Raw genomic sequence first — 26,272 nt, 5'->3', positions numbered from 1 at the left:
GCTCGGCGCCGACCACACGGCGGTCACAGGGGCCGAGCTCGACGCGCTCAAGGCCCCCGCGATCGTCGACGGGGCGAGCTCCACGGTCACGCTCCCGGTGGAGCCGGGCACGGACCTCACCGTGCTCGCGCCGGTGCTCGCGGTCTCGCCGCGGGCGACGGTGTCGCCGGAGAACGGGTCTGCCCACGACTTCACCGAGCCGGTCGAGTACACGGTGACCGGGCCGGACGGGTCGTCGCGCACGTGGACGGTCCGGGCGACGGAGATGAACAGCCCGGTCCTGCCGGGAGGTACGCCGACCCGAACATCGCGCAGTTCGGCGACACGTTCTACCTCTACGCGACCACGGACGGCACGCCCGGCTGGGGCGGCAAGGACTTCTACGTCTGGACGTCCACGAACCTCGTCGACTGGGAGCGCTCGGCCGAGCCGTTCCTCACGCTCGACGGCGCGAACGGGAACGTCCCGTGGGCGACCGGCAACGCGTGGGCGCCGACGATCATCGAGCGGGACGGGAATTACTACTTCTACTTCTCCGGCCACAACCCGACGTACAACCGCAAGACGATCGGCGTCGCGGTGGCCGACAGCCCCGAGGGCCCGTTCACCGCGGAGCGACGGCGATGATCACCAACGGCGAGTCGATCGCGTCGGGCCAGGCCATCGACCCGGCCGCGTTCCACGACCCGCAGACCGGCAAGTACTGGCTCCTGTGGGGCAACGGCGGCCCGTCGAACGGCCCGGTCATGGCCGAGCTCACCGACGACATGACCGCGATCAAGCAGGAGACGCTGCGCCGCATCCCGGGGCTGACGGACTTCCGCGAGGGCCTGTTCGTCAACTTCCGCGACGGGATCTACCACCTCACGTACTCGATCGACGACACCGGGTCGCCGAACTACCGCGTGGGGTACGCCACCGCGACGAGCATGGAGGGCCCGTGGACCGCCCGCGGCGTCATCCTCGAGAAGGACGCGTCGCAGGGCATCCTCGGGACCGGGCACAGCTCGATCCTCAACGTCGCCGGCACGGACGACTGGTACATCGCGTACCACCGCTTCGCGATCCCGGGCGGCAACGGCACCAACCGCGAGACGACGATCGACCGCCTGACGTTCGGCGAGGACGGCCTCATCCAGAAGGTCACCCCGACGCTCGAGAGCGTCGACCCAGTCGACGTCGCCCCGCAGCCCGAGGTCGAGCTCACCGTCGAGGCCACCCCGCGGTGCCTCGCCGGCAAGGTCTACCTCGCGGTCCGCGCGACCAACGCGGGCGACGTGCCCGCGGACGTCACGCTCGCGACGCCGTTCGGTGAGAAGACGGTCGCGGACGTGGCACCGGGGAAGTCGGCCTACCAGGCGTTCGCCGTCCGCGCGACGTCGGTCCCGGCCGGCACGGCGACGGTCACGGGCTCCGCGGTGCTCGACGGCGAGCCCGTCACCACGGAGCACGAGGTCGCGTACGACGCGGCCACCTGCGGCTGACGCCACCCCCGAGGTAGAGGCGCAGGTCGCGAGGTAGAACCCGCCGGGTCCTACCTCGCGACCGCGGGTTCTACCTCGCGACAACGTTTCATCTCGACGAGGAGAAGGACGACATGACAGAGACGACGACGCGCCGACCAGACCGACGACGGCGCCGCACGGCGGGGATCGCCGTCGGGCTGGTGGGGGCGCTCACCGCGACGATGCTCGGGGCCGCCACGGCACCGGCCGTCGCCGACGTCGGCGGGCCGACGGACGAGGGGCTCGTCGCGTGGTACCCGCTCGACGCGGCCCACACCACGGGCGGGACGACGGCGAACCTCGCCGAGGGCTCGACGTTCGGCCCGGCCACGGTGCACGGCGCGACGGCGACCCCCGACGGGCTCGCGCTCGACGGCACGGACGACTACGTCGACCTGCCCGACCACCTGCTCGCCGGGCTCACCGACGCCACGGTGAGCCTCGACGTGCTCGTCGACCCGACGCACGGCACGCCGTACTTCGTCTACGGGCTGGGCAACACGAGCGGCACGGCCGGAAACGGCTACCTGTTCACGACGGGCAACGCGTACCGGACGTCGATCGCGACGGGGAACTGGTCCACCGAGCAGACGGTCACGAAGGGCTCGAACCTCGCGCGCGGCGTGTGGAAGACGCTCACGTGGACGCTGTCGGGCACCACGGCGACGCTGTACGAGGACGGGGTGCAGGTCAAGCAGGCGACGAACGTGACGACCGACCCCGGCCAGATCGGGGGCGGGCAGACCACGGCCAACTACGTCGGGCGCTCGCTGTACTCGTCCGACCGGTACCTCAAGGGCCAGGTCCGCGACTTCCGGCTCTACGACCGCGCGCTCACCGTGTCCGAGGCGGGGCAGCTCGCGGCCGAGACGTCGACGGCGGCGGCCGACGCCGACGTCGCGGCGCTCGACCTCGGCGACACGAGCGCGGTGACGGCCGACCTCGCGCTGCCGACGGCGGGCGCGCAGGGCTCGACGATCACGTGGGCGTCGTCCGACGCCGCGGTCGTGTCCGCGGCCGGGAAGGTCACCCGGCCCGCGGCCGGGGCGGACGACGCCACGGTGACGCTCACCGCCACGGTCACCCGCGGCGCGTGACACGGACCGCGGCCTTCGAGGTCACGGTCCTCGCCCAGCTCGAGCCCGCCGAGGCGGCGCAGTGGGACGCCGAGCACGTGGCGATCCCGCACCTGGACGACGTGCGCGGCAACCTCACGCTCCCGGCCACCGGGCAGAACGGCGCGTCGCTCGCCTGGGCGACGTCAGATGCCGCGACGATCTCCGCGACGGGCGAGGTGACGCGACCCGCCCACGGCGAGCAGCCCGTCGTCGTGCAGCTCACGGTGACGGCCACGAAGGACGGCGCGACCGCCACGCACACGTACGACGCGACCGTCCGGCCGCTGCCGGCCGACGCCGACTACGAGGCCTACTTCTTCCCCTACTTCGAGGGGGAGAGCACGCCCGACGGCGAGTCGGTCTACTTCAGCGTGAGCGACGGCAACGACCCGCTCGACTGGGTCGAGCTCAACGACGGCGAGCCCGTCCTCACGTCCGGGCTGGGGGAGAAGGGGCTGCGCGACCCGTTCATCATCCGCTCGCCCGAGGGCGACCGGTTCTTCCTGCTCGCCACGGACCTGCGGATCTACGGTGGCAACAACTTCGGCAACGCCCAGGAGCGGGGCTCGCGCGCCTGATGATCTGGGAGTCGACGGACCTCGTGAACTGGTCCGAGCAGCGCATGGTCACCGTCTCGAGCGCGTACGCCGGCAACACGTGGGCGCCCGAGGCGTTCTGGGACGCCGAGCGCGGCGAGTACATCGTCTACTGGGCCTCCGCCCTGTACCCGACGACGGACACGACGAACCGCCGCATCGCCGACTCCTACCAGCGCACGATGTACGCCACGACGCGCGACTTCGTGACGTTCAGCGAGCCGCAGGTGTGGATCGACGAGAAGCGCGGCAACGGCCTCGGCATGATCGACTCGTCGATCGTCGAGCACGAGGGCACGTACTACCGCTTCACCAAGGACGAGGCGTACATGATCCCGCGCCTCGAGAAGTCGACGGACCTGCGCTCGACCGACTGGGAGCTCATCGAGGAGAAGGTCGGCTACGGCCAGCCGAACCCGTGGGGCGGCACGCTCACGGCGGGCGAGGGCCCGACGGTGTTCAAGTCCAACACCGAGGAGAAGTGGTACCTCTTCGTCGACCAGCCGAGCTACCACGGCGGCCAGGGCTACCTGCCCCTCGAGTCGACGGACCTCGAGTCGGGCGAGTGGACGTCGGTCGACGCCCACCTGCCGAGCAGCCCGCGCCACGGCACGGTGCTGCCCATCACCGCCGCGGAGGAGGCCGCGCTCCACGCCGCGTACGGGGACGAGCCGCCCGCGCCGGAGCTCGCGGTCGACGTCGAGGTGTCGCCGCGCTGCCTCGCGGGCAAGGCCTACGTCGCCGTCCGCGCCACGCACGGCGAGGACGTGCCGGTCGACGTCACGGTGGAGACCCCGTACGGGACCCGGACGTTCGACGACGTGGCCCCGGGCCGCTCGGCGTACCAGGCGTTCCCCGTCCGGTCGACGGCGGCTCCGGCCGGGACCGTCACCGTCGCGGCGGCTGCGACGGTCGACGGCGAGGAGGTGTCGAGCACGTACGAGAGCGCGTTCGACGCGCTCGCCTGCGGCTGACGCCGCGCACCCGGCCGACGCCGGACACCTGGCCGACGTCTGGACGACGCCTGGCCCGCGCCCCGTTCGGGGCGCGGGTCGGGCGTTCGTCGTCGAGGGCTCGCCCTCGGCTCGTCAGGGGTGATCGGCGCACGCCCGGGGTGGCCGGGCGGACCGCTGGCGTGGCAGGATGCTCGGGACTGGACGGCCGTCCAGTCGGGTTCGGGGGGCCCATCCGGCTGCCTCCGGGCTCGACGACAAGGTTCACCGCGTGACGACCACCCGACGGCTCCTCGCCGCCGCGCTGCTCACCGCCGCCCTCCTGACGCCCGCCGCCTCCGCCGGTGCGGCCGGGCCCGACGCGCCGCTCCCGCCCGGCGAGGGCGTTCGCGTCACCGTCGAGATCGACGAGCGGGACGCGCCGTCCGCGCCCGAGGTCGCCGTCGTCACCGGGCAGCGTCCGCTCGTGCCCGGCGGCCCGCTCGTCGTGCGCGGGCGCGGCCACGCCGCGGGCTCCTCGCACGCCGTCGCCCTGCTGGCCGGTCCCGTTCCGCTGGGCACGGCCACGGCGGGCACGGACGGCGCGTTCGAGCTCACGACCCGGCTGCCGGAGGACACCGTCCCCGGTGTGCACCGCCTGCGCGTGCGCGCGCTCGCGACCGGTACCGAGGTGCTGTCCGCACCGTTCACGGTCGTCGCCGCGGGCGGCACTCCACCGGGCGACGACGGTCAGACGCCGCCGGCCGGCGGCGGCCAGGAACCTGCCGGCGACGGCGGGCAGGCCGGTGGCGGCGCCGGCGGCGCGGGTGGCTCCGGGGCGGGTGCCGGGGCGGGCGACGGCACGGGCAGCGGCGCGTCCGCCGCCCCGCCGGGCCGGCTCGCGACGACCGGCGTCGGGCTCGCCGCCGTCGCCGCTCTCGCAGGCGTCGCCGTGACGGCGGGCGTCGCGCTGCGACGCCGCGCGGGCAGGGGCCGCTGAGGACGCCGACGGCCCCGGCGACGGTCGCCACGCAGGATCTGCGAGGATCGACCACGACGACCGAGGGAACGACCAGGAGGGAGCCGGGGTGCCTCCCCGTGCGCACGACGGCCGCGAGCGTCCGGCGAGGACGACCCCGGTGCTGTTCCGCGAGAGCCGTGGCGCCGTTCCCACGCTGCGGGTCGCCGTCGCCGGACTCGGCGTCGTGCTGGCGGTGTGGTTCCTGATCAGTGCGCTGCCCGACGCCGAGACGCCGGCGGACCGCATCCTCTTCGTCACGATCGCCGGGGCGACGGTGCTGGTCACCGTGGCGATCGGCGGCATGAGGTCTCGTGTGGTCGTGGCGCCGGAGACTCTGCGACTGGAGTTCTCTCTCGGAGGCGTGACGGTCTGGCGGCGCGTGGTGCACGCGGGGGACGTCGCGCGCGCGGACGCGACCGGTCTCTCTGCGCTGAGTGCAGGGGGGTGGGGACTGCGTTTCCTGGGGCCGCGGCGGTGGGCTCTGTTCGTACGGTCCGGCCCGGCGGTGGGTGTCGCGCTCTTCGACGGACGTGAGTACGTCGTGGGTACCGACCGCCCGGCGGACCTGCTCGACGCGGTGGCGCAGCTCAGGCAGGGGCCGGGTCGCTAGACGGTTTCGTCAGGGGCGCGAGGCGAACCGCTCGAGCAGCTCCGCGTGGCCGGAGCAGATGAGCAGGTCGTTCGCGCTGATGCGCGTCTCCGGCGTCGCGTAGACGAAGTCCTCGCCGGGCGACTTCACGCCGATGACCGTGACGCCGTAGCGCTCGCGCACCTTCGACTGGGCGAGCGTGAAGCCCTGGACTCGCGTGGGGGGCGCATCTTGACGATGGTGAAGCCGTTCTCGACCTCGATGTAGTCGAGCAGCTTGCCGGAGACGAGGTGCGCGACGCGCGCCCCGGCGTCGGACTCGGGGAACACCACGTGGTGCGCGCCGATGCGCTGGAGGATGCGCCCGTGCTCGGCGGAGATCGCCTTGGCCCAGATCTGGGGCGTCCCCATGTCGACGAGGTTGCCCGTGATGAGCACGCTCGCCTCGAGCGACGTGCCGACGCCGACGACGGCGACGGGGAAGTCGCGCGCGCGAGCTGCTCGAGCGCGACGGGGTTGGAGGCGTCGGCCTCGACGAGGGGGAGCTGGCCGCTCCACTGGGCGACGAGGTCGCGTCGCGCTCGACGGCCAGCACGTCCTGGCCGAGACGGTCCAGCGTGGCGGCGATCGCGGAGCCGAACCGCCCGAGGCCGATGACGAGCACGCCGCCGTCCTTCGGCTGGTTGCGCGCCTCGCCGCGGCGCGCGCGCTCGGCGCGTCCGCGCTCGGCGATGCGGGCCGCCACGGGTTCGGGCGTCTCCGCCCGGTCGGGCAGGTTCTCGATCACGGTGTGCCTTCCTGGGATGTCGTCCGGTGGTTCCGCTCAGCCGATGATCGGCCGCTCCTCCGGGTACCGCACGATACGACGCCGGTCGCGCAGCGCGAGCGCCGCGGCGAACGTCATGGTCCCGGTGCGTCCGATGAACATGAGCGCGACGAGCACGTACTTGCCCGCGTCGGGCAGGTCGGGCGTGATCCCGGTGCTCAGGCCGACGGTCGCGAACGCGGAGATCGTCTCGAACAGGATGACGTCGAGCGTCTCGCCCGTGATCTCGAGGAGCAGCAGGCTCGACAGCAGGACCGCCGTCGCCCCGATGAACGAGACGGCGACGGCGAGGCGCAGGGTGTCGCGCGGGATCCGCCGCCCGTACACCTCCATGTCCCGGTCGCCCCGCGCCTCGGAGACGATCGCCACGAGCATGACCGCGAGCGTCGTGACCTTGATTCCGCCGGCGGTCGAGGCGGAGCCGCCGCCCACGAACATCAGCGCGTCGGTGATGAGCCAGCTCGCCTCGCGCATGCCGCCCGTGTCGACGGTCGAGAACCCGCCCGAGCGGGGCATGACGCCCGCGAACAGCGACGCGAGGATCTTGTCGCCGAACGACAACGGGCCGAGCGTGCGCTCGTTCGCCCACTCGACCGCGCCGTAGAGCACGGTGCCGATGCCGACGAGGGCGGCGCTCATCGTCAGCGTGATCTTGGTGTGCAGGCTCCACTTCGCGGCCCGGCGGCGGCTGCGCAGGACGTTGAGGATGACGGGGAAGCCGAGCGAGCCGATGAAGACGCCGAGGATGATCGGCAGGCACAGCAGCCAGTCGCCGACGTACGGCGCGAGGCCCTCGGGCGTCGGCACGAACCCCGCGTTGTTGAACGCCGAGATGCCGTAGAAGACCCCGTGCCACGCGGCCTCGCCGACGGACTCCTCGAGGACGAGGAAGCGGGGGAAGAGCATGAGGGCGATGAGCAGCTCGAGCGCGGTCGAGGTGATGATGACGACGCGCACCAGCGAGCCGACCTCGCCGAGCCGGGTGGTCTTCGTCTCCGACGCCGTGAGCAGCTTCTGCGTGAGCCCGATCCGGCGCGAGACCGCCATGCCGAGGATGGAGGCCAGGGTCATGATGCCGAGGCCGCCGACCTTGATGCCGACGAGGATGACGACCTGGCCGTAGGTCGACCAGTACGTGCCCGTCGGCACGACGACGAGTCCGGTGACGCACACCGCCGACGTCGCGGTGAACAGCGCGTCGACGAACGGGGCCGACCTGCCCGACGCCGTGGCCCACGGGGCGAGCAGCAGCGCGGTGAAGAGCGCGATGACCGCCGCGAAGACGGTGACGGCCAGCCGGGCGGGGGACTGCCGGGCGAGGCGGTCGACGAGCTCGCGGCCCTGGAAGAGCCGGCCGGTCAGGCCCGAGGCCATCGGACCTCCCTCACGGCGTCAGCGTCGACGCGCGTCGTGCCACGGTCGCCACTCTGCCACGGGCCCGGGGACCCGTCACGTCGCCCCACCGGTGACGTGGGGCCCGGGCGGGTGCGGGGCCGCCCCGCCCGCGCCGCGTCGTCGGCGTTACGGTGAGCCATGCCCATCTCCGCCCCGACGCCCGCCGAGGGGTCGCCGGCCGTCGCACCGTCCACAGGGTCCACCGCGTCGTCCGCCGCCGGGTCGTCCGCCGGGCCCGCCCGCGCGTGCGTGGTGTGGGGGCAGGACCTCCTCGGCTACGACTTCGGGCCGGGTCATCCCATGGCGCCCGCCCGGCTCGACCTGACGATGCGCCTCGTGCGCGAGCTCGGGCTGCTGGCCGGCCCGGGCGTGGACCTGGTCGCGCCGCCGCCCGCCGACGACGCGGTGCTCGCCACCGTGCACGACGCCGACTACCTGGCGGCCGTCCGCGCGGCGTCCGAGCACGGGACGCCGGACCCGCGGCGCGGGCTCGGCACGGAGGACGACCCGGTGTTCCCGGGCATGCACGAGGCGGCCGCGCGCGTCGTCGCCGGGTCCTGGGAGGCCGCCGGGGCGATCGCGTCGGGGCGCTCGCTGCACGCCGTGAACGTCGCGGGCGGCATGCACCACGCCAAGGCGGGAGCGGCCTCCGGGTTCTGCGTGTACAACGACGCGGCCGTCGCCGTGCGACGCCTGCTCGACGAGGGGGCGGACCGCGTGGCGTACGTCGACCTGGACGCCCACCACGGCGACGGCGTCGAGGAGGTGTTCTGGGGCGACCCGCGCGTCCTCACCGTGTCCGTCCACCAGAGCGGCGCGACGCTGTTCCCGGGGACCGGGCACCCCACCGACGTCGGGGGCCCCGGCGCCGAGGGGACCGCGGTCAACGTCGCCCTGCCGCCGCGCACGGACGGCGGGCGGTGGTGGCGCGCCGTCGACGCCGTGGTGCCCCCGGTCCTGCGGGCGTTCCGTCCCGACGTGCTGGTCACGCAGCACGGGTGCGACGCCCACGGGGACGACCCGCTGTCCGACCTCGACGTCTCCGTCGGGGCGCAGCGGACCGCGACGGCGGCGCTGCACGCGCTCGCGCACGAGCTCACGGGCGGGCGCTGGCTCGCGCTCGGCGGCGGCGGGTACGCGATCGCGCGGGTCGTGCCGCTCGCCTGGTCGGCCGTCGTGGGGGAGGTGGTGCACGCCCCGGTGGCGGACGGGCAGCCGGTGCCCGCGCCCTGGCGTGCCCTCGTCGCGGAGGTCACGGGCGTGGACGGGCCCTCGACGTTCGGCCCGGGCGTCGAGCGGCAGCCGTGGTCCGCGGGCTTCGACCCGGACGACGCCGTGGACCGCGCGATCCTCGCCACGCGGCGCGCGGTGTTCGGGCACCTCGGCCTCGACGCGCACTTCGACTGAACCCCGCCCCCGGCCCGCTCCGGTTCGGGCGAACCGGCGCGAGCGGGTACGCTAAGGGGCGGATTTCTCTCGTGTTGGTCGGCTCGTGGTGTACGAACCCTGATCAACCGTGGACCACCCGGCGGTCGCCCGTACCGGACCGACCCCGCCGACCAGCTCCGACAAGCATTGCGAGGACCACCTATGGGCTCCGTCATCAAGAAGCGCCGCAAGCGCATGGCCAAGAAGAAGCACCGCAAGCTGCTGCGCAAGACGCGTCACCAGCGCCGCAACAAGAAGTGACGTCGCGCGCCACGACGCGCGCGCCGACCGCCGAGCCCGGCACCCCGACGAGGGGTGACCGGGCTCGCTGCGTCCCCGGCCTCGAGGTGGCGGCGCGGTGCGCGAGGGGTGGGGTGCGGGACGTTCGCCCGACCGTGGCGGGTCTGGCGGGAGCGCCGCGAGGCACGAGCGGCGCGGATGGTAGGTCGGGCGAACATCCCGCACCCCACCCGTCCGGTGAGTCTCAGAGCCGCGCGAACCGCCGGTCGACCGCCCGGCGCACGGACCGCAGGACGAGCGCCCCCGCCCAGACGGCCCCCGCCCAGCTCGCGGTGCGCACGCTGCTGCGCGTCACGCGCCGCCGGCGTCCACGGAACTCGCGGATGGGCCAGCCGACGTCCTGGGCGTGCCGGCGCAGCCGCGCGTCGGGGTTGATGGGGCACGGGTGCCCGACCTCGTCCATCATCGCGACGTCGTTGAGCGAGTCGCCGTAGGCGTAGGACGCCTCGAGGTCGATGCCGTCGCGCTCCGCGAGCGCGCTCACCGCGGCGGCCTTCGCACGCCCGTGCATGAGGTCGCCGACGAGCCGGCCGGTGTAGAAGCCGTCCTCGTGCTCGGCCACGGTGCCGAGGGCGCCGGTCGCGCCGAGCCGGCGCGCGATGAGGTCGCCGATCTCGACGGGGGTCGCGGAGACGAGCCACACGTCGTGGCCGGCGGCGATGTGCTCGTCGAGCAGGCGCTGGGTGCCGGGGTAGATGCGCAGCGACAGGACGGTGTCGTAGACCTCCTCGCCGATGGACGTGATCTCCGCGACGGAGCGCCCGGCGATGAGGGAGAGGGCGCGCGAGCGGATGCGGTCGATCTGGCGCCGGCTCTCACCGAGGAGGAGGTAGCGGGCCTGGTGCGCGGCGAACCGCACGAGGTCGCCCGTGGAGAAGAACTCGCGCTGGTGCAGCGCCCGTGCGAGGTGGAACGACGACGCGCCGCGGATGATCGTGTTGTCGACGTCGAAGAACGCCGCCGTGCGGAGGGCGGGAGGCTGCCCCGGGGGCGTCGGCATGCCGTCACTCTATCGGCGCGACGCGCGCCCCGGGCGGGGATCTAGCCTGGGACCGTGAGCGCCGCCGACCCCTCCCCGGTCCCGCCCGTCCTGCTGTACGGTCGGGCCGGGTGCCACCTGTGCGACGAGGCGCGCGACGTCGTCGCCCGCGTGTGCGACGAGGCGGGCGTGGTCTGGGGCGAGGTCGACCTGGACGACGCGTCGACGCCGGCGGACGTGCGCGAGCGGTACTCCGAGTACGTCCCCGTCGTCACGGTCGGCGGGGTGCAGCAGGCCTTCTGGCGGGTCGACGCGCGGCGCCTCGCGCGGGCGGTCGGGCGGATTTCAGGAGCGCGACCGGACCTGGGATGATGTGCACCGGGTACGGCGAGCACGGTCGGACGATCGTCGACGGGGACGGTCCGGGGATGGCGGTGGTGGCGAGTGGCTGAGCAGGTCGTCGGTGAGGTGGCCCTCCCGGGTATCCCGAGCGCGACCGTGGCGCGACTCCCGTTCTACCTGCGCGCGCTGCGCGACCTCGTCGCGCGCGGCGTGCCGACGACGTCGTCGGCGGAGCTGGCCGAGCTGTCGGGCGTGGGGTCCGCCCAGCTGCGCAAGGACCTGTCGTTCCTCGGCTCGTTCGGCACGCGCGGCGTCGGGTACGACGTCGACTCGCTCGCCGGGTACATCACCGAGGCCCTGGGCCTGGCGGACGAGCACCGGATCGCGATCGTCGGGATCGGCAGCCTCGGGCACGCGCTCGCGAACTACTCCGGCTACGAGCAGCGCGGGTTCCACGTCGCGGCGCTGCTCGACGCGTCGCCCGACGTGGTGGGCACGCGCGCGGCGGGGATCGTCGTCGAGCACGTGGACGCGCTCGAGGACGTGGTGGCGCGCGAGGGCGTGTCGATCGTCGTCCTCGCCACGCCCGCGGCGCACGCGCAGGCGGTCACGGACCGCGTCGTCGCGGCGGGCGTGAAGGAGATCCTCAACTTCGCGCCGTGCGCCCTGCAGGTCCCACCGGACGTCGACGTGCGCGGGGTCGACGTGGGCAGCGAGCTGCAGATCCTCGCGTTCCACTCGCAGGCGCGGGCCCGTCGCGGCGGGCCGCTGACGCCGCGACGCGGCCCGGACGGCGCGACGGCCCGAGGGCGCGACGATCCGGAGAGCGCGGAGGCCCGGGGACGCGAGAGGCCGCGCGCCCGGTGTGCGCGCGGCCCCTCGGCGGGTGCGTGGTCGCTCAGGCCTGCTTGATGGCCGAGACGTCGAGCGTGATGGTGACCTTGTCGCCGACGAGCACGCCGCCGGTCTCGAGCGCGGCGTTCCAGGTGAGGCCGAACTCCTTGCGGGAGATCTGGGTGCTGGCCTCGAAGCCGGCGCGCGGGTTGCCGAACGGGTCGGTCGCGGTGCCGGCGAACTCGGTCGCGAGCTCGACGGGCTTGGTCACGCCGTTGATCGTCAGGTCGCCCGCGACGACGTAGTCGTCGCCGTCGGTGGTGACCGACGTCGAGGTGAAGGCCCACGTCGGCTTGTTCTCCGCGTCCCAGAAGTCCGCGCTGCGGAGGTGGTTGTCGCGGTTGTCGTCCCCGGTGCTCACGGACGCGGCGTCGAGCTCGGCGGTGACCGCCGTCGACTCGAGGTCGTCGCCGACCGTGATGGAGCCGCCGGTGATCGCGAGCGTGCCGCGGACCTTGGAGATGCCGGCGTGGCGGACGGTGAACGCGGCCTGGGAGTGCGAGGCGTCGAGGGCGTAGGTGCCGGAGGTGAGGCCGGAGGGCAGCGGCGTGGCCATGAGGGTGCTCCTTCGTGTCGGTCGTACGGGCGTCGTGCAGCGGGTCGGACGTCGTCCGCGTCGGCCGGAATGCGAGCTCCGGACAACTGGTTGAACATTCAACCACGCACGGGCGTATCAACTCCGGCCCGACCACCGTCTATTCCCGAGGAGGGTGGAAGAATCTTCCGGATGCTCGCCGGGCCGTCCCCCACGCCGGGACCGCCCCTGGATCGACCGAGGACCGCATGACGACGCAGCACTCAGACCGCACGGCCCCCCACGAGGACAAACCGCGCTGGCTCGACGCCGACCAGCAGCAGCTCTGGCGCGCGTACCTGGAGGGCACCGTCCGCTTCGTCGAGGCGGTCAGCCGCGAGCACGAGGAGCGGTCGGCCGTGTCGCTCAACGAGTACGAGCTGCTCGTGCGGCTCTCGGAGAGCCCCGGCCGCACGCTGCGCATGTCCGCGCTCGCCGAGGGCCTGGCCCGCTCGCGCAGCCGCGTGACGCACACCGTCGCCCGCATGGAGGCCCGCGGGCTCGTGCGCCGCTCGGCGACCGACGGCGACCGGCGCGGCGTGGACTGCGTCATGACGGAGGAGGGGCACCGCACGCTCGTCGAGGCGGCCCCGGCGCACGTCGCGGCGGTGCGCCGCTTCATGGTCGACGTCCTGACGCCCGAGCAGTTCCAGGCCCTGGGGGAGGCGATGGCCTCCGTCGCGCGCGCCTGCCGGGAGGACCACGAGATCTGAGCCCGCGGAGTGCGGGACACTGGTGCCCATGGTCTCCACCACCGTCCACCTCCTGCGTCACGGCGAGGTCCACAACCCCGACGGCATCCTCTACGGCCGGCTCGACGGCTACCACCTGTCCGAGCGCGGGCGCGAGATGGCGCGCCGCGTCGCGGCGCACCTCGCCGGCGAGCCCGGGCCCGACGGCGCGACCCGGCCCCGCGCCGACCTCGCCGTCGTCGTCGCGTCCCCGCTGCAGCGCGCGCAGGAGACGGCGACGCCCGCCGCCGAAGCCTTCGGTCTCGAGCTCGGCACGGACGAGCGGCTGCTCGAGGCGGAGAACCACTTCGAGGGGCTGCGCTTCGGCGTGGGCGACGGGTCGCTGCGCCACCCCGGCCACTGGCGGTTCCTGTGGAACCCGTTCCGACCGTCGTGGGGCGAGCCCTACGTCGAGCAGGTGGCCCGCATGCGCGCCGCGGTCGCGGACGCGCGCGACAAGGCCGCCGGCCGCGAGGCGCTGCTCGTGAGCCACCAGCTGCCGGTCTGGCTCACGCGCCTCAGCTACGAGGACCGTCGGTTGTGGCACGACCCGCGCAAACGAGAGTGCTCGCTCGCCTCCCTCACGTCGCTGCGGTTCGAGGACGACCGCCTCGTCGGGATCCACTACTCCGAGCCCGTCGCCGACCTCCTGCCGGGCGCCTCCGCGGTCTCGGGAGCGTGACGTTCGCCATGTCGACCGGCCACCGGGAGTGGTCCTGGCCCGTTGTGCCCGGTTCGTCCGGGCTCCCTCTCAGGGTGCGCCCAGGTTCGCGCGCGAGGGTGCGACCCGTGATGCTGCCGTGAGCCCCGTCGCCCGTCGTCGTGCCCTCGCCGCGAGCGGTCTCGCCCTCGCGGCCGGTCTCGCGCTCTCGGCCTGCACGGCCGAGTCCGGCGCCACGACCTCCGGGGACGACGTCGTGGGGCAGGGGTACGTCTCGGGCGACGGGTCGGTGCGCACGTGGGAGGCCGGCGACCGCGGCGAGGCCGTCGCGCTGACGGGCACCGACTACGAGGGCGCGACGGTCGACACCGCCGACTGGCAGGGCGACGTCGTCGTGCTCAACACCTGGTACGCCGCGTGCGCGCCGTGCCGGGCCGAGGCGCCCGACCTCGTGGCGCTCGCGGAGGAGCGCGCGGACGACGGCGTGCAGGTGCTCGGCATCAACACCACCGACGAGCCCGGCGCCGCCCTGGCGTTCCAGCGCACGTTCGACGTGCCGTACCCGTCGATCGACGACCGCAGCGGCGAGGTGGTGGCGCAGCTGTCCGGGACCGTCCCGCTCCAGGCCGTGCCCTCCACGGTCGTGCTGGACCGGGAGGGCCGCGTCGCGGCGCGCGTCATCGGTCTCGTCGAGGGCTCGACGCTCGACGCGCTCGTCGACGACGTCGTCGCCGAGGACGCCACGGGCGACGCCACGGCAGGTGGCTGACGTGCTCGGGACCGCCACCGCGGCGCTCGCCCCGGTCGTCGCGGCCGACGTCGGCGAGCAGTTCGCGCGGATCGCCTGGAGCGGGTCGCTGCTGCTCGCCGTGCCCGTCGCGCTCCTGGCCGGCCTCGTGTCGTTCGCGTCGCCGTGCGTCCTGCCGCTCGTGCCCGGCTACGTCGGCTACGTGAGCGGCATGGCCGCGGCGAACGCGGGCGGCGGGTCCGGGCGCGGCGGGCGCTCGTCGGGCGGGGGCGGCGGGACCGCGGTCGTGGCGGCCGCGCCGAGCCGGGGGCGCGTGCTCGCCGGCGTCGGGCTGTTCGTCGCGGGCTTCACGGTGGTGTTCGTCGGGCTGTCCGCCGCCGCAGGGGCGTTCGGGGCGTACGTGCTGCGCTGGGAGGACGTGCTCACCCGGGTGCTCGGCGTCGTCGTCGTCCTCATGGGACTGGCCTTCATGGGGGCCGTCCCGTTCCTCCAGCGCGAGCGGCGCCTGCACCTGAGCCCGCGCGCGGGCCTGTGGGGCGCTCCGCTGCTCGGCGTGGTCTTCGGCCTCGGCTGGACGCCGTGCCTCGGGCCGACCCTGGTCGCGGTGCAGGCGCTCTCGCTCAGCGAGGCGTCCGCCGGGCGCGGGGCGCTGCTGGGCGTCGCGTACTGCCTCGGCCTCGGCGTCCCGTTCCTGCTCATCGCGCTCGGCCTGCAGAGCTCGCAGCGCATGCTCGGGTTCCTGCGGCGCCACCGCCTCGCGATCATGCGCGTCGGCGGCGGGCTGCTCGTGGTCATCGGCCTCGCGCTCGTGACCGGCCTGTGGGGCACGTGGACGAGCGCGCTGCAGGGCTGGATCGGCGGATTCGTGACGGTGGTGTGATGCGGGACGAGACGACCGACGAGAAGGCCCCGGGCACGGACGCGCCCCGCTACCGCCCGGAGGGCATCGACGACGCGTTCGCCGAGGGCGGGGCGGGGGCCGAGGGCGGCGGGCCCCGGGCGGCCTCCGGGTCGTCCGCGTCCTCGCGGCCTGCGGCGCCCGCCCTCGGGCTCGTCGGCACCCTGCGCTGGACGTGGCGCCAGCTCACCAGCATGCGCGTCGCGCTCATGCTGCTCATGCTCCTCGCGGTGGCGGCCGTGCCCGGCTCGGTCCTGCCCCAGCGCCCGCAGGACCCGGCCGCCGTGCTGCGCTACCTGCAGGACAACCCGACGGCGGGGGAGTGGCTCGACCGCCTCGGGTTCTTCGACGTCTACGCGTCGGTCTGGTTCTCCGCGATCTACCTGCTGCTGTTCGTCTCGCTCGTCGGGTGCATCCTGCCGCGCACGCGCGCCCACCTCCAGGCGCTGCGCAGCCGCCCGCCGCGCACGCCGCGCCGGTTCGACCGCTTCCCCGCGCAGGGGAACGCGGTGACCGACGCGACGCCGGACGAGGTCGCCGCCGCGGCGCAGGCCCACCTGCGGGGTCGGCTGCGGTGGCTGCCGACGTTCCGCGTCGAGACGGGCACCGAGGCCGCGGCGCCCGCCGCCGGGAGGCGCGCCGCGCGACCGGCGGCCCGCACCGTCGCGGCCGAGCGCGGGTACGTCCGCGAGTCCGGCAACCTCCTGTTCCACCTGTCGCTGCTCGGGCTGCTCGTCGCCGTCGCGCTCGGCCAGCTCCTGCACTACCGCGGCCAGGCCATCGTCACGGAGGACCGCGGGTTCGCGAACGCGGTCGTCGACTACGACACGTTCGAGAACGGCGCGTGGTTCCGGCCGTCGTCCCTCGTGCCGTTCTCCATGACGCTCGACCGCTTCGAGGCGGAGTTCGCCACGGACGCCGTCGCGTTCGCCCAGTCGCGCGACTTCACGGCGTTCGTCACGGTGCGCGACCCCGACGGGGCGACGCACGAGGAGACGATCAAGGTCAACCACCCGCTCCTGGCGGGCGGCGCGAAGATCTACCTCCAGGGCAACGGGTACGCCCCCGAGGTCACGGTGCGCGACGCGGAGGGCGAGGTCGCCTTCTCCGGCCGGGTCCCGTTCCTGCCCGAGGACACGATGTACACCTCGCAGGGCGTCATCAAGGTGCCCGACGTCTCGCCGGGGCTCGACCAGATCGGCCTCGTCGGCTCGTTCCTGCCGACCGCCGAGCTGAGCGCGGACGGGACGACGGCGAGCTCGGTCTACCCGCAGCCGATCAACCCGCTGCTCGTGCTCGAGGTCTACCGCGGCGACCTCGGGCTCGACGAAGGGCTGCCGCAGAACGTCTACCGGCTCGACACCGAGGACCTCGAGGCGTCGGTCGACGCCGACGGCGAGCGCGTGAAGCTGCTCGTCGCGCCGGGGGAGACGGTCGACCTGCCCGACGGGCTCGGCACCCTCACGTTCGAGTCCGTCCCCCGGTACGTCGCCCTCGACCTGCGACACGACCCGTCGCTCACGTGGGTGCTCGTGTCCGCCCTGGGCGCGCTCGGCGGGCTCGCGGTCTCGCTCTTCACGCCCCGCCGCCGCGTCTGGGTGCGCGCGTGGCGCGAGCACGTCCCGCCGACGCGTCCGGTGAGGGGCCCGACGGCGGTGGGCCGCGCGAGCGGACCGTCGTCGCCGTCGCCGGGCTCGCCCGCGGCGACGACGCGGGCCTCCAGGGCGAGGTGGACTCGCTTCTCGCCGCGCTCCCGGGCGTGACACCATCGGGTGAGGGTGACCTCACCGCTCCCGCACGAAAGGCAGACCGATGACCGTGGCCGAGCTGAGCCAGGACCTGGTGTGGGCGGCGGCGACCGCGCTGACCGTCGCGCTCGTGGCGTTCGCGATCGACCTGGCGCGGCTCGCGGGCCGTCGTGACGAGGACCGCGCGATCGCGCCCACGGCCGGACGTTCAGCCGCGCCCGCGGCGGAGCGCACCGAGGCGCTCGTGGCCGCCGGGCCGGCGTCCGGCGGTGCCACCACGTCGACGGCGGCGGGCGGCGTCGACGCCGGCGCGGCGGGGTCCGCGGACGGCCCGGCGCCGGTGTCGCGGAAGGCCGCGAACATCGGCATCTCGCTCACGTGGCTGGGCACGGCGCTGCTGCTCGCCGCGATCGTCACGCGCGGCGTCGCCGCCGGCCGGACACCCTGGGCCAACATGTACGAGTTCACGCTCGTGGGCAGCTTCGTGGCGCTCGCCGTGTTCCTCGTCGTGTCGCTGCGGCGCGACGTGCGCTTCCTCGGCTCGTTCGTCACCGGCCTCGCGGTGCTGTTCCTCGTCGTGGCCCAGAACGCCTTCTTCGTCGCCGCCACCGGTGTCCAGCCGGCGCTGCAGAACTACTGGCTCGTCATCCACGTGGGCGTCGCGATCCTCGCGACCGGCGTCTTCACCGTCGCGTTCGTGACGTCGGTGCTCCAGCTCCTGCGTGACTCGCGCGACGGAGGCAGCGCCGTCCTCGGCGCCCGCGGCTGGCGCTGGCTCGACACGACGCCCCGGCCCGTGCAGCTCGAGGCGCTGAGCTTCCGCCTCAACGCGGTCGCGTTCGTGCTGTGGACGTTCACCATCATCGGCGGCGCGATCTGGGCCGAGGACGCGTGGGGCCGGTACTGGGGCTGGGACCCCAAGGAGGTCTGGAGCTTCGTCGTCTGGATCGTCTACGCCGCGTACCTGCACGCCCGGACGACGCGCGGCTGGTCGGGCCGTCGGGCCGCGTACTTCGTGCTCGTCGGCTACGCGTGCGTGCTGTTCAACTTCACCGGCGTGAACCTGCTCTTCACCGGCAAGCACTCGTACTCGGGCCTCGAGCCGGGCGACTGACGCCGCCACGCCCGTCGGGGCGCGCGTCCTGCCGGTGTCGACCTCAGCGGCTCCCCGGCCCGTCGTGGCCGGGGTTCGTCCCGCTCTGGTCGCCGTCGGGGTCGGCCTCCGGGCCGTCGTCCGCGCGGTCGCTCCCGTCGGTGCCGCCGGTCCCGGGGGCGCCGTCCTCCGCCGCGCGTCCGCCGGGCGTCCCGCTGCCGCTGCCGCTGCCGGGTCGCGTGCCGCGACCCTGCCGACGCTGCTCCTGCTCGAGCCGCCAGAGGAACTCGGGGTCGTCGTCGGGGGCGACGGGTCCGCTGCGGCGCCGCCGACCCGGCCCGGGACGTCCCGCGCCCGGCCTCCCGCCGGCGCCGTACCGCGAGGCCGAGCGCTGCGAGCGCTTGACGAGGACCCACGCGATCGCGCCGACGAAGGGCAGCAGGACGATGAGCACGACCCACAGCCACTTCGGGATGCCGCCGCGCTCGTCGTCGTCGCTCGAGGCCAGGTCGACGAGGGCGTAGACCGCGAGACCGACGGCCAGCAGGACGAGGAGCACACGTGCCATCCCTCAAGCCTAAGCGCCGTACCCTGGAGGGGTGCCTCTCGTCGTCTACTCCGTCCTGCGGCTGCTCCTGTTCGCCGTCGCGGTCGGCGCCCTGTGGCTCGTCGGCCTGCGCGGCTGGCTGCTCGTCCTCGTCGCCGCGGCCGTCGCGCTCATGCTCTCGTACCTGACGCTGCGCGGTCCGCGCGACGCCGCGTCGCGCTACCTCGCCGAGCGTGCCGAGCGGCGTGCGCGCACGAAGGAGCGCTTCTCCCGGGCGATCGAGGACGACGCCGCGGCGGAGGACGCCGCGGTCGACGCGGCGGACGGCAGCGACGCACCGCCCGCACGCTAGGGGGCGGCGCCGGGACGTGCCGACAGCACGACGCCGGCGCCTCCAGGGCGAGCCAGGCGCCTACAGCGCGAGCCCGGCGCCCAGCAGCACGCCGTACGCGAGCTCGTACATCCCCGTCCCGGCGAGCACCGGCACGAGCAGGGGCCCGCGGGCACCCGCGAGGACCGGCAGCGCGAGCAGCACCGCGGGCAGCAGCAGGACGAGCACGAGGAGCGTCCAGGCGGAGGCGAACGCGCACACCACGGCGAGCAGGAGGGGCAGCCAGATCATCGCGACGTACAGGCGGCGCGCGCGCCAGTCGCCGAGCCGGACGGCGAGGGTCCGCTTGCCCGCGACGACGTCGGTCGGGATGTCGCGCAGGTTGTTGACCATGAGGATCGCGCACGCGAGCAGCCCGACGGCGACGGCGCCGACGACCGACGGCCAGGTGACGACCCCCGCCTGCGTGTACGTCGTGCCGACGGTCGCGACCAGGCCGAAGAACACGAACACCCCGACCTCGCCGAGGCCCCGGTACCCGTACGGGTTGCGCCCTCCGGTGTAGTACCAGGCCGCGAGGATCGCGACGGCCCCGACGGCGATCAGCCACCACTGCCCGGACACCGCGCACAGCGCGAGGCCGAGCACGGCCGCGACCCCGAACGCCGCGAACGCCGCGGTGCGCACCTGACCCGCCCGCGCCGCGCCGGAGGCCGTCAGGCGCATGGGGCCGACACGGTCGAGGTCCGTCCCGCGGATGCCGTCGGAGTAATCGTTGGCGTAGTTGACGCCGACCTGGAGCGCGAGCGCGACGCCCAGCGCCAGCAGCGCCGGCAGGATCGCGAACGCGTCCACGTGGGCGGCCGCACCGGACCCGACGATCACCGGCGTCGCGGCGGCCGGCAGCGTGCGGGGACGTGCCCCGGCGATCCACTCGGCAGGACTGGCCATGGTGCTCCGTTCGTTCGGGAGGTCGACGAGGACGCGCGGTGCGCGGCCGCTCGCGGGGACCGGCGTCAGCCGCGCCCGGTCGTCCCGGGCAGGGGCCCGGCCCCGGACGCCAGCCGGGTGACCGCGGCGCGGTCGACCTTCCCCGGTCCGCGCCGCGGCAGGTCCTCGACGACGACCACGCGGCGTGGTGCGGACGCCCGTCCCAGCCTATCCGCGACGCGGCGCCGGACCGCCGCGACCAGGCCGTCCGGCGTCGTGCCCGGTGCCGTCAGGGTGACGACCGCGACGACCGCGGTGCCCCACTCGTCGTCGGGGACCCCGACGACGCACGCCTCGCCGACGCCCTCCACCGCGGCGATCACCTCCTCCACGGCCGCCGGCGCCACGTTGAGGCCGCCCGTGACGAGGACGTCGTCCGCGCGACCGAGGACCGCGAGCCGGCGGCCGTCGAGCCGCCCGAGGTCGCTCGTGCGGAACCAGCGGGTGCCGTCCGGGTCGACGACGAACGCCGCCGCCGTCGCGGCGGCGTCGCCCAGGTAGCCGTCCGCGAGGACCGGCCCGGCCACCTCGACGACGCCGGTGCCCGGTGCCAGCCGCACGCGCACGCCCGGGAGCGGGACGCCGTCGTACACGCACCCGCCGCACGTCTCCGTCATGCCGTACGTCGTCACGACGGCCGCGCCGGCCTCCCGGGCGCGGCGCAGGAGCGGGGAGGGGGTCGCCGCGCCGCCGAGCAGGACGGCGTCGAGCGCGCACAGGGCCTCGAGCCCGCCGGGCTCCCCGGCGTCGGCCGCGGCCACGAGCCGGTGCAGCTGGGTGGGGACGAGCGAGACGTAGCGCCGCACGCCGCGCGGGGACCGTCGCACGAGCGCCGCGAACCCGGCGGCCGTGAACGGCTCCCCGGCGGGCGCTGCGGTGAGCCCGTGGCCCGCGTGGGCGCGGGCGACCACCTGCACGCCCGCGACGTGCGTCGCCGGGAGCGTGAGCAGCCAGTGCCCCGGTCCGCCGAGGCGCGTGTGGGTGGCCGCACCCGACGCGCGCAGGGCGGCGGCCGAGATCGCGACCTCGCGCGCCGCGCCCGTCGACCCGGACGTGCGCAGCACGAGCGCGACGCCGTCGCCCGGCTCCGCGGACGACACGACGGGAACGGGCGCGACGGGCGGCCCGGCGTCGTCGAGCGCCGCGCCGACGGCCCGGGCGAGCGCGTCCAGGTCGGCGGGGACGACGGCGCGGGTCACCGGATCAGCCTAGGTCGCCGCGTAGGGTGACCCGGAACCGGCCAGGGGGCCGAGGGTGCACCGCCGGCGCGCGACCGGCGGTCGAGGGAGGTTCGACGGTGCGTACGGCTGCGGGACGAGGACGGGCCGCCACGCCGGCCCGGTCGGCGACGGGGGGTCTCGCGCTCCTCGCGGTGCTCGCGCTCGGCGCCTGCGGGGGCGGCGAGCCGGCGGCGCCGGTGACGGAGACCGTCGAACCGAGCACCGCCACGGCCAAGGGCGGGCCGCCCGAGCCGGAGGTGCCGGTGGTGTGGCCCCTCACGGGCGTGCCCACCGAGGAGGTGGCCGCGCGGCCGGCGCTCGCGGTGAAGATCGAGAACGCGCGCCAGGCGCGCCCGCAGACCGGTCTCGAGGACGCGGACATGGTGTGGGAGGAGGTCGTCGAGGGCGGGATCACGCGGTTCGTCGCCGTCTACCACTCGCGCGCCCCGGAGCTCGTCGGGCCGGTGCGCTCGGTGCGGCCGATGGACCCGGCGATCGTCGCCCCCCTGCACGGCGTCCTCGCGTACACGGGCGGCCAGCCGCCGTTCGTCGACGCCGTGGGCGCGGCCGGCGTGCAGTCGGTCGTCATGGACGAGGGGGACGACGGCTTCGTCACGACGCGCGAGCGCCGCGCCCCGCACAACGTCTACGGCGACCTCGCGAGCTTCTGGGCGCAGGCCGACGCGGACCGCACGTCCCCACCGCCCGCGCAGCTCGAGCACGCGCGCGAGCCCGGTGCTGGGACGGCGACGCGCGAGGGCGCACCGGCCGGCCGGCTCGACGTGACCCTGACGCACTCGAGCCGCGCGGTCTGGGACTGGGCCGGCGACCGCGGCGCGTACGTGCGCAGCGAGGGCGACGCGCCCGCCGTCTCCGCCGACGGCGACCGGATCGCCGCGACGAACGTCGTGCTCGTCGCGGCGACGATGGTGAACACCTCGTTCCGCGACCCGGCGGGCGTGCCCGTCCCGGAGACGCAGCTCGTCGGGTCGGGCGACGCCGTCGTCGCGTCGGGCGGCAAGCACGTCGCCGTGACGTGGTCCAAGGACGCCGTGGACGCCCCGCTCCGGCTCACCGGCGCGGACGGGCTCCCGGTGCACCTCGAGCCCGGGGCCACGTGGATCGAGCTCGTGCCGACCGGCAGCGGGTCGTGGGCCGTCGGCTGACGCGCTGCCTGCGGGCGCGGCCCGGGCGTCCCGGACGACGACGCGCTCCACCTCGGGGCGTACGCCGGCTCCACCCGCGGGGGACCGGCGGGCCCGAGGTCCCGTCCGGCAGGCCGACGCGCCGGGTGCCCCCGCCCGGGCACCGTGGAGTCATGGCAACCGTCGTCCCGGACCCCGTCCACCCGTCCCCGGCCCGCACCCTCCGTGAGGGTCCCGCGCAGTCCCCGCTGCCGCCGTCGTACGCGCCGCGCTCCGACGACCGCGAGCCCGGCGCCGCCCGCTCGGCCGTCCCCGTGGTCGTCTCCGTCGGGCTGCTCTTCGGCCTCGCCGTCGCGGCCGCGTTCGTCGGCCGTGGCCTGATCGACATGCTCACCGGGCTCGTCGGCGCGTGAGCGCCGCCCCTCAGAAGGCGTAGCCGAACCGGCCCCAGTCCGGGTCGCGGCGCTCGAGGAACGCGTCCCGACCCTCGACGGCCTCGTCCGTCATGTACGCGAGACGCGTGGCCTCGCCCGCGAACACCTGCTGGCCCATGAGCCGTCGTCCGCGAGGTTGAACGCGAACTTGAGCATGCGGACCGCCTGCGGCGACTTCGTCGCGACCACGCGCGCGTACTCGAGCGCGAGCGGCTCGAGGTCGGCGTGGTCGGCGACCTCGTTGACCGCGCCCCAGTCGTACGCGTCCTGCGCCGAGTACTCACGGGCGAGGAAGAAGATCTCGCGGGCCCGCTTCTGGCCCACCTGCCTCGCGAGGTAGGCCGACCCGTACCCGCCGTCGAAGGAGCCGACGTCCGCGTCGGTCTGCTTGAACCGGGCGTGCTCGCGGCTCGCGATCGACAGGTCGGCCACGACGTGCAGCGAGTGCCCGCCGCCCGCGGCCCAGCCGTTGACGACGGCGACGACGACCTTCGGCATCGTCCGGATGAGCCGCTGCACCTCGAGGACGTGCAGCCGCCCCGCGCGCGCCGGGTCGACGGCGTCGCGCGTGTGCACGTCGCCGCCGCCGTCGGGCGCCGTCGTGTACTGGTAGCCCGAGCGGCCGCGGATGCGTTGGTCGCCGCCCGAGCAGAACGCCCAGACCCCGTCCTTGGGGGACGGGCCGTTGCCGGTGAGCAGGACCGTGCCGACGTCGGACGTCATGCGCGCGTGGTCGAGCACGCGGTGGAGCTCGTCGACCGTGTGCGGGCGGAACGCGTTGCGCACCTCAGGCCGGTCGAACGCGACGCGGACGACCGGGAGGTCCCGCAGGACCGTCCCCGCCGCGTCGCGCTCCACGCCGCGGTGGTAGGTCACGTCCGTGAGGTCCTCGAAGCCGTGGACGTCGCGCCACGAGGCCGGGTCGAACGTGTCGGAGACCCGCCGGGGGAGCGGTGCGTCGGGGGGGAGTGCTGGGCTCGTGCTCACGTGCGCCACGGTAACCGCTCCGCGCCGCCGGAGAGCCGGGATCAAAGTGGTACGCTTGTACTACAAGCGCGCGACGGCGGGACCTGCCACCCGGCGCGCCGAGCCACGGAGAACCGCATGGCACTCGCATGGATCGTCCTCGTCCTGTCCGGCATGCTCGAGGCGGGCTGGGCCCTGAGCCTCAAGGCGTCGGAGGGCTTCACCCGGCTCTGGCCGAGCGTGTCCTTCGTCGCCATGCTCGCGCTGAGCATGGTCGGGCTGAGCTATGCCTCAGGACCCTGCCCGTGGGCGTCGCCTACGGCGTGTGGGTGGGGATCGCGCCGCGCTGACCGCCGTCCTCGCTATCGTGCTGTTCGGCGAGACGGTGAGCGCGCTCAAGATCGTCTCGCTGGTCCTGATCATCGCGGGCGTGGTCGGGCTCAACCTGTCCGGCGGAGGGCACTGACGCATGGCTGACGCGGCGACCGGCGGAACGGCGGCCGACGACCGGCGCACCCCGCGCCGTCAGGCGCGCGGCGCGGCGCGGCGGGACGCGATCGTCCACGCCGCCGCCCACCTCATCCTCCACGAGGGCCCGGGGGCCGTGACGCACCGCGCCGTCGCCGCGCGCGCCGACGTGCCCCTCGCCGCCACGACGTACTACTTCACCGGTCTGGACGACCTCATCGCCGCCGCCGGCCAGGTCGTCGTCGACGGCTGGGTGCAGCACGCGCGCGACGCCGCGGACCGCGCCGGACGGCGCGCCGCCGCACCGCACGACGCCCCGGCGGTCCTCGTGGACGCCGTGCTCCCCGCGGCCGACGCGGCCGAGGTGCGCGGCTTCTACGAGCACCTCGTCGGCGCGGGCCGCTACCCCACGCTCGCGCGCGCGTACGCGCAGGGGCGGGACCGCCTCGACGCCGCCCTCGGGCACGTCCTCGACGCGCTCGACGTCGACCGGGTGAGCCCTGGCGTGCTCGTCGCCGTCGTCGACGGCGCCGCGGTCAGCGCGCTGAGCGAAGGACGGGACGTGCGCGCGCTCGCCCTGCGCCTCGTCGCGGAGCTGCTGGAGGGCCGACCCGCCCCGCGGCCCGGGCGTGGGTAGCCTGGGACGCGTGCCCGACCAGCGCCCCGTCGTCTACCGCACCCGGCTGACCACGCGGTTCCGCGGCCTCGCGCCCGCGACGGCGTCCTCGTGCGCGGCCCCGCCGGTTGGGGCGAGTTCTCCCCGTTCTGGGACTACGACGACACGGAGTCCGCCGCGTGGCTGCGCGCCGCGCGCGAGGCGGCGTTCGACGGCTGGCCGGAACCGGTGCGCGACGCCGTGCCCGTCAACGCCACGGTCCCAGCGGTCGGTCCCGAGCGTGCCCGGTCGATCGTCGCCGCGTCCGGCGGCTGCCGGACGGCCAAGGTCAAGGTCGCGCAGCGCGGGCCCGACGGCACGGTCGAGCCGCTCGCGCCGAGGTCGCGCGGCTCGAGGCCGTGCGCGACGCGCTCGGGCCGGGCGGGAGGGTCCGGGTCGACGCCAACGGCGCGTGGGACGCCGCCGAGGCGCTGCGCCGTCTGCCGCACCTGGACCGCGCCGCGGGCGGGCTGGAGTACGTCGAGCAGCCGTGCGCCGACGTCGCGGGACTGGCCGCGGTCCGCCGCGGCCAGCGGGCCGACGCCGCGGTGCCGGTCGCCGCCGACGAGTCGATCCGGCGCGCCGGCGACCCGCTGGCCGTCGTGCGGGCGCAGGCGGCGGACGTCGTCGTGCTCAAGGTCCAGCCGCTCGGCGGCGTGCGGGCGTGCCTGGAGCTCGCCGCGCAGGTGGGCCTCCCCGTGGTCGTGTCGTCGGCGCTGGAGTCGTCCGTCGGCATCGCCGCGGGTGTCGCCCTCGCCGCCGCGCTGCCGGAGCTGCCGTACGCGTGCGGCCTCGCGACCGTCCAGCTCCTCGCCGACGACGTCGCCGACCCCCCGCTCCTGCCTCGGGACGGCGCGCTCCCGGTCACCCGACCCGAGCCGTCCGACGCGGGCCTCGCCCGGACGCACCCGGACGACGCGACCGCGCGCGCTGGCACGAGCGCCTCGAGCGCGTCGCCGCCGTGCTCGACCGCTCGCCACCGGGTCGCGCGATGAGCGGCGGCACCGGTCCGGCGCTCCACGAGCAGGGCAGCACCGTCGTCGTCGGCGGGCGCCGCACCGAGCTGCTCGAGCAGATCGCCGCCGAGCACCCCGGCATCGACACCGTCCGCATCGACACCACCGACCCCGAGAGCATCG

The 26,272-nt window shown here is 75.1% G+C and carries 27 protein-coding genes and 5 pseudogenes; 24 read left to right on the top strand and 8 right to left on the bottom strand.

The genetic code is table 11. From position 1 onward, the window contains the following. The first annotated feature begins 243 nt into the window (after positions 1 to 243). From BJF88_RS21150 to BJF88_RS03820, 8 genes and pseudogenes are all read left to right on the top strand, one after another. Positions 244 to 627, top strand: coding sequence for a family 43 glycosylhydrolase (locus BJF88_RS21150; RefSeq protein WP_075827831.1), 384 nt, complete (start codon positions 244 to 246; stop codon positions 625 to 627). After that, positions 624 to 1,073: pseudogene (locus tag BJF88_RS21145) on the top strand (family 43 glycosylhydrolase); the annotation flags it as partial. The gene BJF88_RS21150 and the pseudogene BJF88_RS21145, both read left to right, overlap by 4 nt. Positions 1,074 to 1,277: 204 nt before the next feature. After that, complete coding sequence (locus BJF88_RS19440; RefSeq protein ID WP_158068874.1) at positions 1,278 to 1,484, top strand: hypothetical protein; 207 nt, start codon at positions 1,278 to 1,280, stop codon at positions 1,482 to 1,484. A gap of 113 nt (positions 1,485 to 1,597) precedes the next feature. Beyond that, positions 1,598 to 2,602 carry a LamG domain-containing protein gene (locus tag BJF88_RS18850; protein WP_139315898.1) on the top strand — a complete coding sequence of 335 codons (1,005 nt, stop codon included), beginning with the start codon at positions 1,598 to 1,600 and terminating at the stop codon, positions 2,600 to 2,602. Beyond that, positions 2,599 to 3,201 carry an immunoglobulin-like domain-containing protein gene (locus BJF88_RS19855; protein ID WP_075827828.1) on the top strand — a complete coding sequence of 201 codons (603 nt, stop codon included), beginning with the start codon at positions 2,599 to 2,601 and terminating at the stop codon, positions 3,199 to 3,201. Before BJF88_RS18850 ends, BJF88_RS19855 begins: the two co-directional genes overlap by 4 nt. After that, positions 3,201 to 4,193 carry a glycoside hydrolase family 43 protein gene (locus BJF88_RS18845; RefSeq protein ID WP_075827827.1) on the top strand — a complete coding sequence of 331 codons (993 nt, stop codon included), beginning with the start codon at positions 3,201 to 3,203 and terminating at the stop codon, positions 4,191 to 4,193. Before BJF88_RS19855 ends, BJF88_RS18845 begins: the two co-directional genes overlap by 1 nt. 250 nt (positions 4,194 to 4,443) lie before the next feature. Next, positions 4,444 to 5,151 (top strand): hypothetical protein, encoded by a 708-nt coding sequence (locus BJF88_RS19435; RefSeq protein WP_075827826.1) that lies wholly within the window; start codon positions 4,444 to 4,446, stop codon positions 5,149 to 5,151. A gap of 139 nt (positions 5,152 to 5,290) precedes the next feature. Then, on the top strand, positions 5,291 to 5,782 hold the full coding sequence (locus tag BJF88_RS03820; RefSeq protein WP_139315897.1) for a hypothetical protein: 492 nt from the start codon (positions 5,291 to 5,293) through the stop codon (positions 5,780 to 5,782). Between the two features lie 9 nt (positions 5,783 to 5,791). Here BJF88_RS03820 and BJF88_RS03815 read toward each other — a convergent pair. Beyond that, positions 5,792 to 6,493: pseudogene (locus BJF88_RS03815) on the bottom strand (TrkA family potassium uptake protein). Positions 6,494 to 6,583: 90 nt separating this feature from the next. Next, a complete protein-coding gene (locus BJF88_RS03810; RefSeq protein ID WP_075827824.1) occupies positions 6,584 to 7,960 on the bottom strand; it encodes a TrkH family potassium uptake protein in 1,377 nt (458 codons plus the stop codon). 159 nt (positions 7,961 to 8,119) lie between these two features. Between BJF88_RS03810 and BJF88_RS03805 the strand changes: the two genes are divergently transcribed. Together BJF88_RS03805 and BJF88_RS03800 are read left to right on the top strand one after the other, a co-directional pair. Continuing rightward, positions 8,120 to 9,388: an acetoin utilization protein AcuC gene (locus BJF88_RS03805; protein WP_083648839.1), complete on the top strand. Its 1,269-nt coding sequence runs from the start codon at positions 8,120 to 8,122 to the stop codon at positions 9,386 to 9,388. 183 nt (positions 9,389 to 9,571) lie between these two features. Next, positions 9,572 to 9,670, top strand: coding sequence for a 30S ribosomal protein bS22 (locus BJF88_RS03800; RefSeq protein WP_003792170.1), 99 nt, complete (start codon positions 9,572 to 9,574; stop codon positions 9,668 to 9,670). A 223-nt stretch (positions 9,671 to 9,893) separates the two neighbouring features. On the opposite strand, the gene BJF88_RS03795 is transcribed toward BJF88_RS03800, so the two are convergent. Beyond that, positions 9,894 to 10,709, bottom strand: coding sequence for an HAD family phosphatase (locus tag BJF88_RS03795; protein ID WP_075827823.1), 816 nt, complete (start codon positions 10,707 to 10,709; stop codon positions 9,894 to 9,896). A 54-nt stretch (positions 10,710 to 10,763) separates the two neighbouring features. Between BJF88_RS03795 and BJF88_RS03790 the strand changes: the two genes are divergently transcribed. Both BJF88_RS03790 and BJF88_RS03785 read left to right on the top strand, forming a co-directional pair. Further along, complete coding sequence (locus BJF88_RS03790; RefSeq protein ID WP_075827822.1) at positions 10,764 to 11,060, top strand: glutaredoxin family protein; 297 nt, start codon at positions 10,764 to 10,766, stop codon at positions 11,058 to 11,060. Positions 11,061 to 11,132: 72 nt separating this feature from the next. Next, positions 11,133 to 11,942, top strand: coding sequence for a redox-sensing transcriptional repressor Rex (locus tag BJF88_RS03785; protein WP_083648838.1), 810 nt, complete (start codon positions 11,133 to 11,135; stop codon positions 11,940 to 11,942). Here the strand turns inward: BJF88_RS03785 and BJF88_RS03780 are convergent. Continuing rightward, complete coding sequence (locus tag BJF88_RS03780; protein WP_075827821.1) at positions 11,929 to 12,480, bottom strand: YceI family protein; 552 nt, start codon at positions 12,478 to 12,480, stop codon at positions 11,929 to 11,931. The two genes, BJF88_RS03785 and BJF88_RS03780, sit on opposite strands and share 14 nt — an antisense overlap. A 227-nt stretch (positions 12,481 to 12,707) precedes the next feature. Here BJF88_RS03780 and BJF88_RS03775 point away from each other — a divergent pair, with 227 nt between their 5' ends. From BJF88_RS03775 to ccsB, 6 genes are all read left to right on the top strand, one after another. Next, positions 12,708 to 13,211 (top strand): MarR family winged helix-turn-helix transcriptional regulator, encoded by a 504-nt coding sequence (locus tag BJF88_RS03775; RefSeq protein ID WP_075827820.1) that lies wholly within the window; start codon positions 12,708 to 12,710, stop codon positions 13,209 to 13,211. A 28-nt stretch (positions 13,212 to 13,239) separates the two neighbouring features. After that, positions 13,240 to 13,911, top strand: coding sequence for a histidine phosphatase family protein (locus BJF88_RS03770; protein WP_075827819.1), 672 nt, complete (start codon positions 13,240 to 13,242; stop codon positions 13,909 to 13,911). 118 nt (positions 13,912 to 14,029) lie between these two features. Continuing rightward, positions 14,030 to 14,659, top strand: coding sequence for a TlpA disulfide reductase family protein (locus BJF88_RS03765; RefSeq protein ID WP_075827818.1), 630 nt, complete (start codon positions 14,030 to 14,032; stop codon positions 14,657 to 14,659). A gap of 1 nt (position 14,660) precedes the next feature. Further along, positions 14,661 to 15,518: a cytochrome c biogenesis CcdA family protein gene (locus BJF88_RS03760; protein WP_083648837.1), complete on the top strand. Its 858-nt coding sequence runs from the start codon at positions 14,661 to 14,663 to the stop codon at positions 15,516 to 15,518. Then, entirely contained in the window at positions 15,518 to 17,299 is a 1,782-nt protein-coding gene (locus BJF88_RS03755; protein WP_255371730.1) for a cytochrome c biogenesis protein ResB, read from the top strand. The genes BJF88_RS03760 and BJF88_RS03755 overlap by 1 nt, the downstream gene beginning before the upstream one ends. 49 nt (positions 17,300 to 17,348) lie before the next feature. Then, complete coding sequence (gene ccsB / locus BJF88_RS03750; RefSeq protein WP_075827817.1) at positions 17,349 to 18,398, top strand: c-type cytochrome biogenesis protein CcsB; 1,050 nt, start codon at positions 17,349 to 17,351, stop codon at positions 18,396 to 18,398. A 43-nt stretch (positions 18,399 to 18,441) separates the two neighbouring features. Here the strand turns inward: ccsB and BJF88_RS03745 are convergent, their stop codons facing one another. Continuing rightward, a complete protein-coding gene (locus BJF88_RS03745) occupies positions 18,442 to 18,945 on the bottom strand; it encodes a PLD nuclease N-terminal domain-containing protein (protein WP_075827816.1) in 504 nt (167 codons plus the stop codon). Positions 18,946 to 18,976: 31 nt separating this feature from the next. On the opposite strand from BJF88_RS03745, the gene BJF88_RS03740 reads away from it, so the two are divergent. Further along, the gene (locus tag BJF88_RS03740; protein WP_075827815.1) at positions 18,977 to 19,276 is read left to right on the top strand and encodes a DUF4229 domain-containing protein; all 300 of its coding nucleotides are present in this window, start codon (positions 18,977 to 18,979) and stop codon (positions 19,274 to 19,276) included. A gap of 60 nt (positions 19,277 to 19,336) precedes the next feature. Here BJF88_RS03740 and BJF88_RS03735 read toward each other — a convergent pair whose 3' ends face one another. Together BJF88_RS03735 and BJF88_RS03730 are read right to left on the bottom strand one after the other, a co-directional pair. Next, positions 19,337 to 20,206, bottom strand: coding sequence for a 1,4-dihydroxy-2-naphthoate polyprenyltransferase (locus BJF88_RS03735; RefSeq protein WP_075827814.1), 870 nt, complete (start codon positions 20,204 to 20,206; stop codon positions 19,337 to 19,339). A gap of 65 nt (positions 20,207 to 20,271) precedes the next feature. Then, positions 20,272 to 21,444, bottom strand: coding sequence for an AMP-binding protein (locus tag BJF88_RS03730; RefSeq protein WP_075827813.1), 1,173 nt, complete (start codon positions 21,442 to 21,444; stop codon positions 20,272 to 20,274). Between the two features lie 98 nt (positions 21,445 to 21,542). On the opposite strand from BJF88_RS03730, the gene BJF88_RS03725 reads away from it, so the two are divergent. Continuing rightward, the gene (locus BJF88_RS03725; protein WP_075827812.1) at positions 21,543 to 22,631 is read left to right on the top strand and encodes a DUF3048 domain-containing protein; all 1,089 of its coding nucleotides are present in this window, start codon (positions 21,543 to 21,545) and stop codon (positions 22,629 to 22,631) included. A gap of 152 nt (positions 22,632 to 22,783) precedes the next feature. Continuing rightward, positions 22,784 to 23,023, top strand: a complete 240-nt coding sequence (locus BJF88_RS03720; protein WP_075827811.1) for a hypothetical protein — start codon at positions 22,784 to 22,786, stop codon at positions 23,021 to 23,023. A 10-nt stretch (positions 23,024 to 23,033) separates the two neighbouring features. Here the strand turns inward: BJF88_RS03720 and BJF88_RS03715 are convergent. Further along, a pseudogene (locus tag BJF88_RS03715) lies at positions 23,034 to 24,031 on the bottom strand (1,4-dihydroxy-2-naphthoyl-CoA synthase). 117 nt (positions 24,032 to 24,148) lie between these two features. On the opposite strand from BJF88_RS03715, the pseudogene BJF88_RS23035 reads away from it, so the two are divergent. The 3 genes and pseudogenes from BJF88_RS23035 to BJF88_RS22705 form a co-directional block, all read left to right on the top strand. Beyond that, positions 24,149 to 24,244: pseudogene (locus tag BJF88_RS23035) on the top strand (QacE family quaternary ammonium compound efflux SMR transporter); the annotation flags it as partial. Between the two features lie 235 nt (positions 24,245 to 24,479). Further along, positions 24,480 to 25,115, top strand: a complete 636-nt coding sequence (locus BJF88_RS03705; RefSeq protein ID WP_075827810.1) for a TetR/AcrR family transcriptional regulator — start codon at positions 24,480 to 24,482, stop codon at positions 25,113 to 25,115. Position 25,116: 1 nt separating this feature from the next. After that, positions 25,117 to 26,100 (top strand): annotated as a pseudogene (locus BJF88_RS22705) (o-succinylbenzoate synthase); the annotation flags it as partial. Positions 26,101 to 26,272: the final 172 nt, after the last annotated feature.

The organism is Cellulosimicrobium sp. CUA-896, from assembly GCF_001942335.1.
In the GTDB taxonomy this organism is placed as follows: Bacteria; Actinomycetota; Actinomycetes; order Actinomycetales; family Cellulomonadaceae; genus Cellulosimicrobium.
The sequence above is the reverse complement of the archived record's forward strand: the minus strand, read 5'-3'. Positions and strand labels throughout refer to the sequence as shown.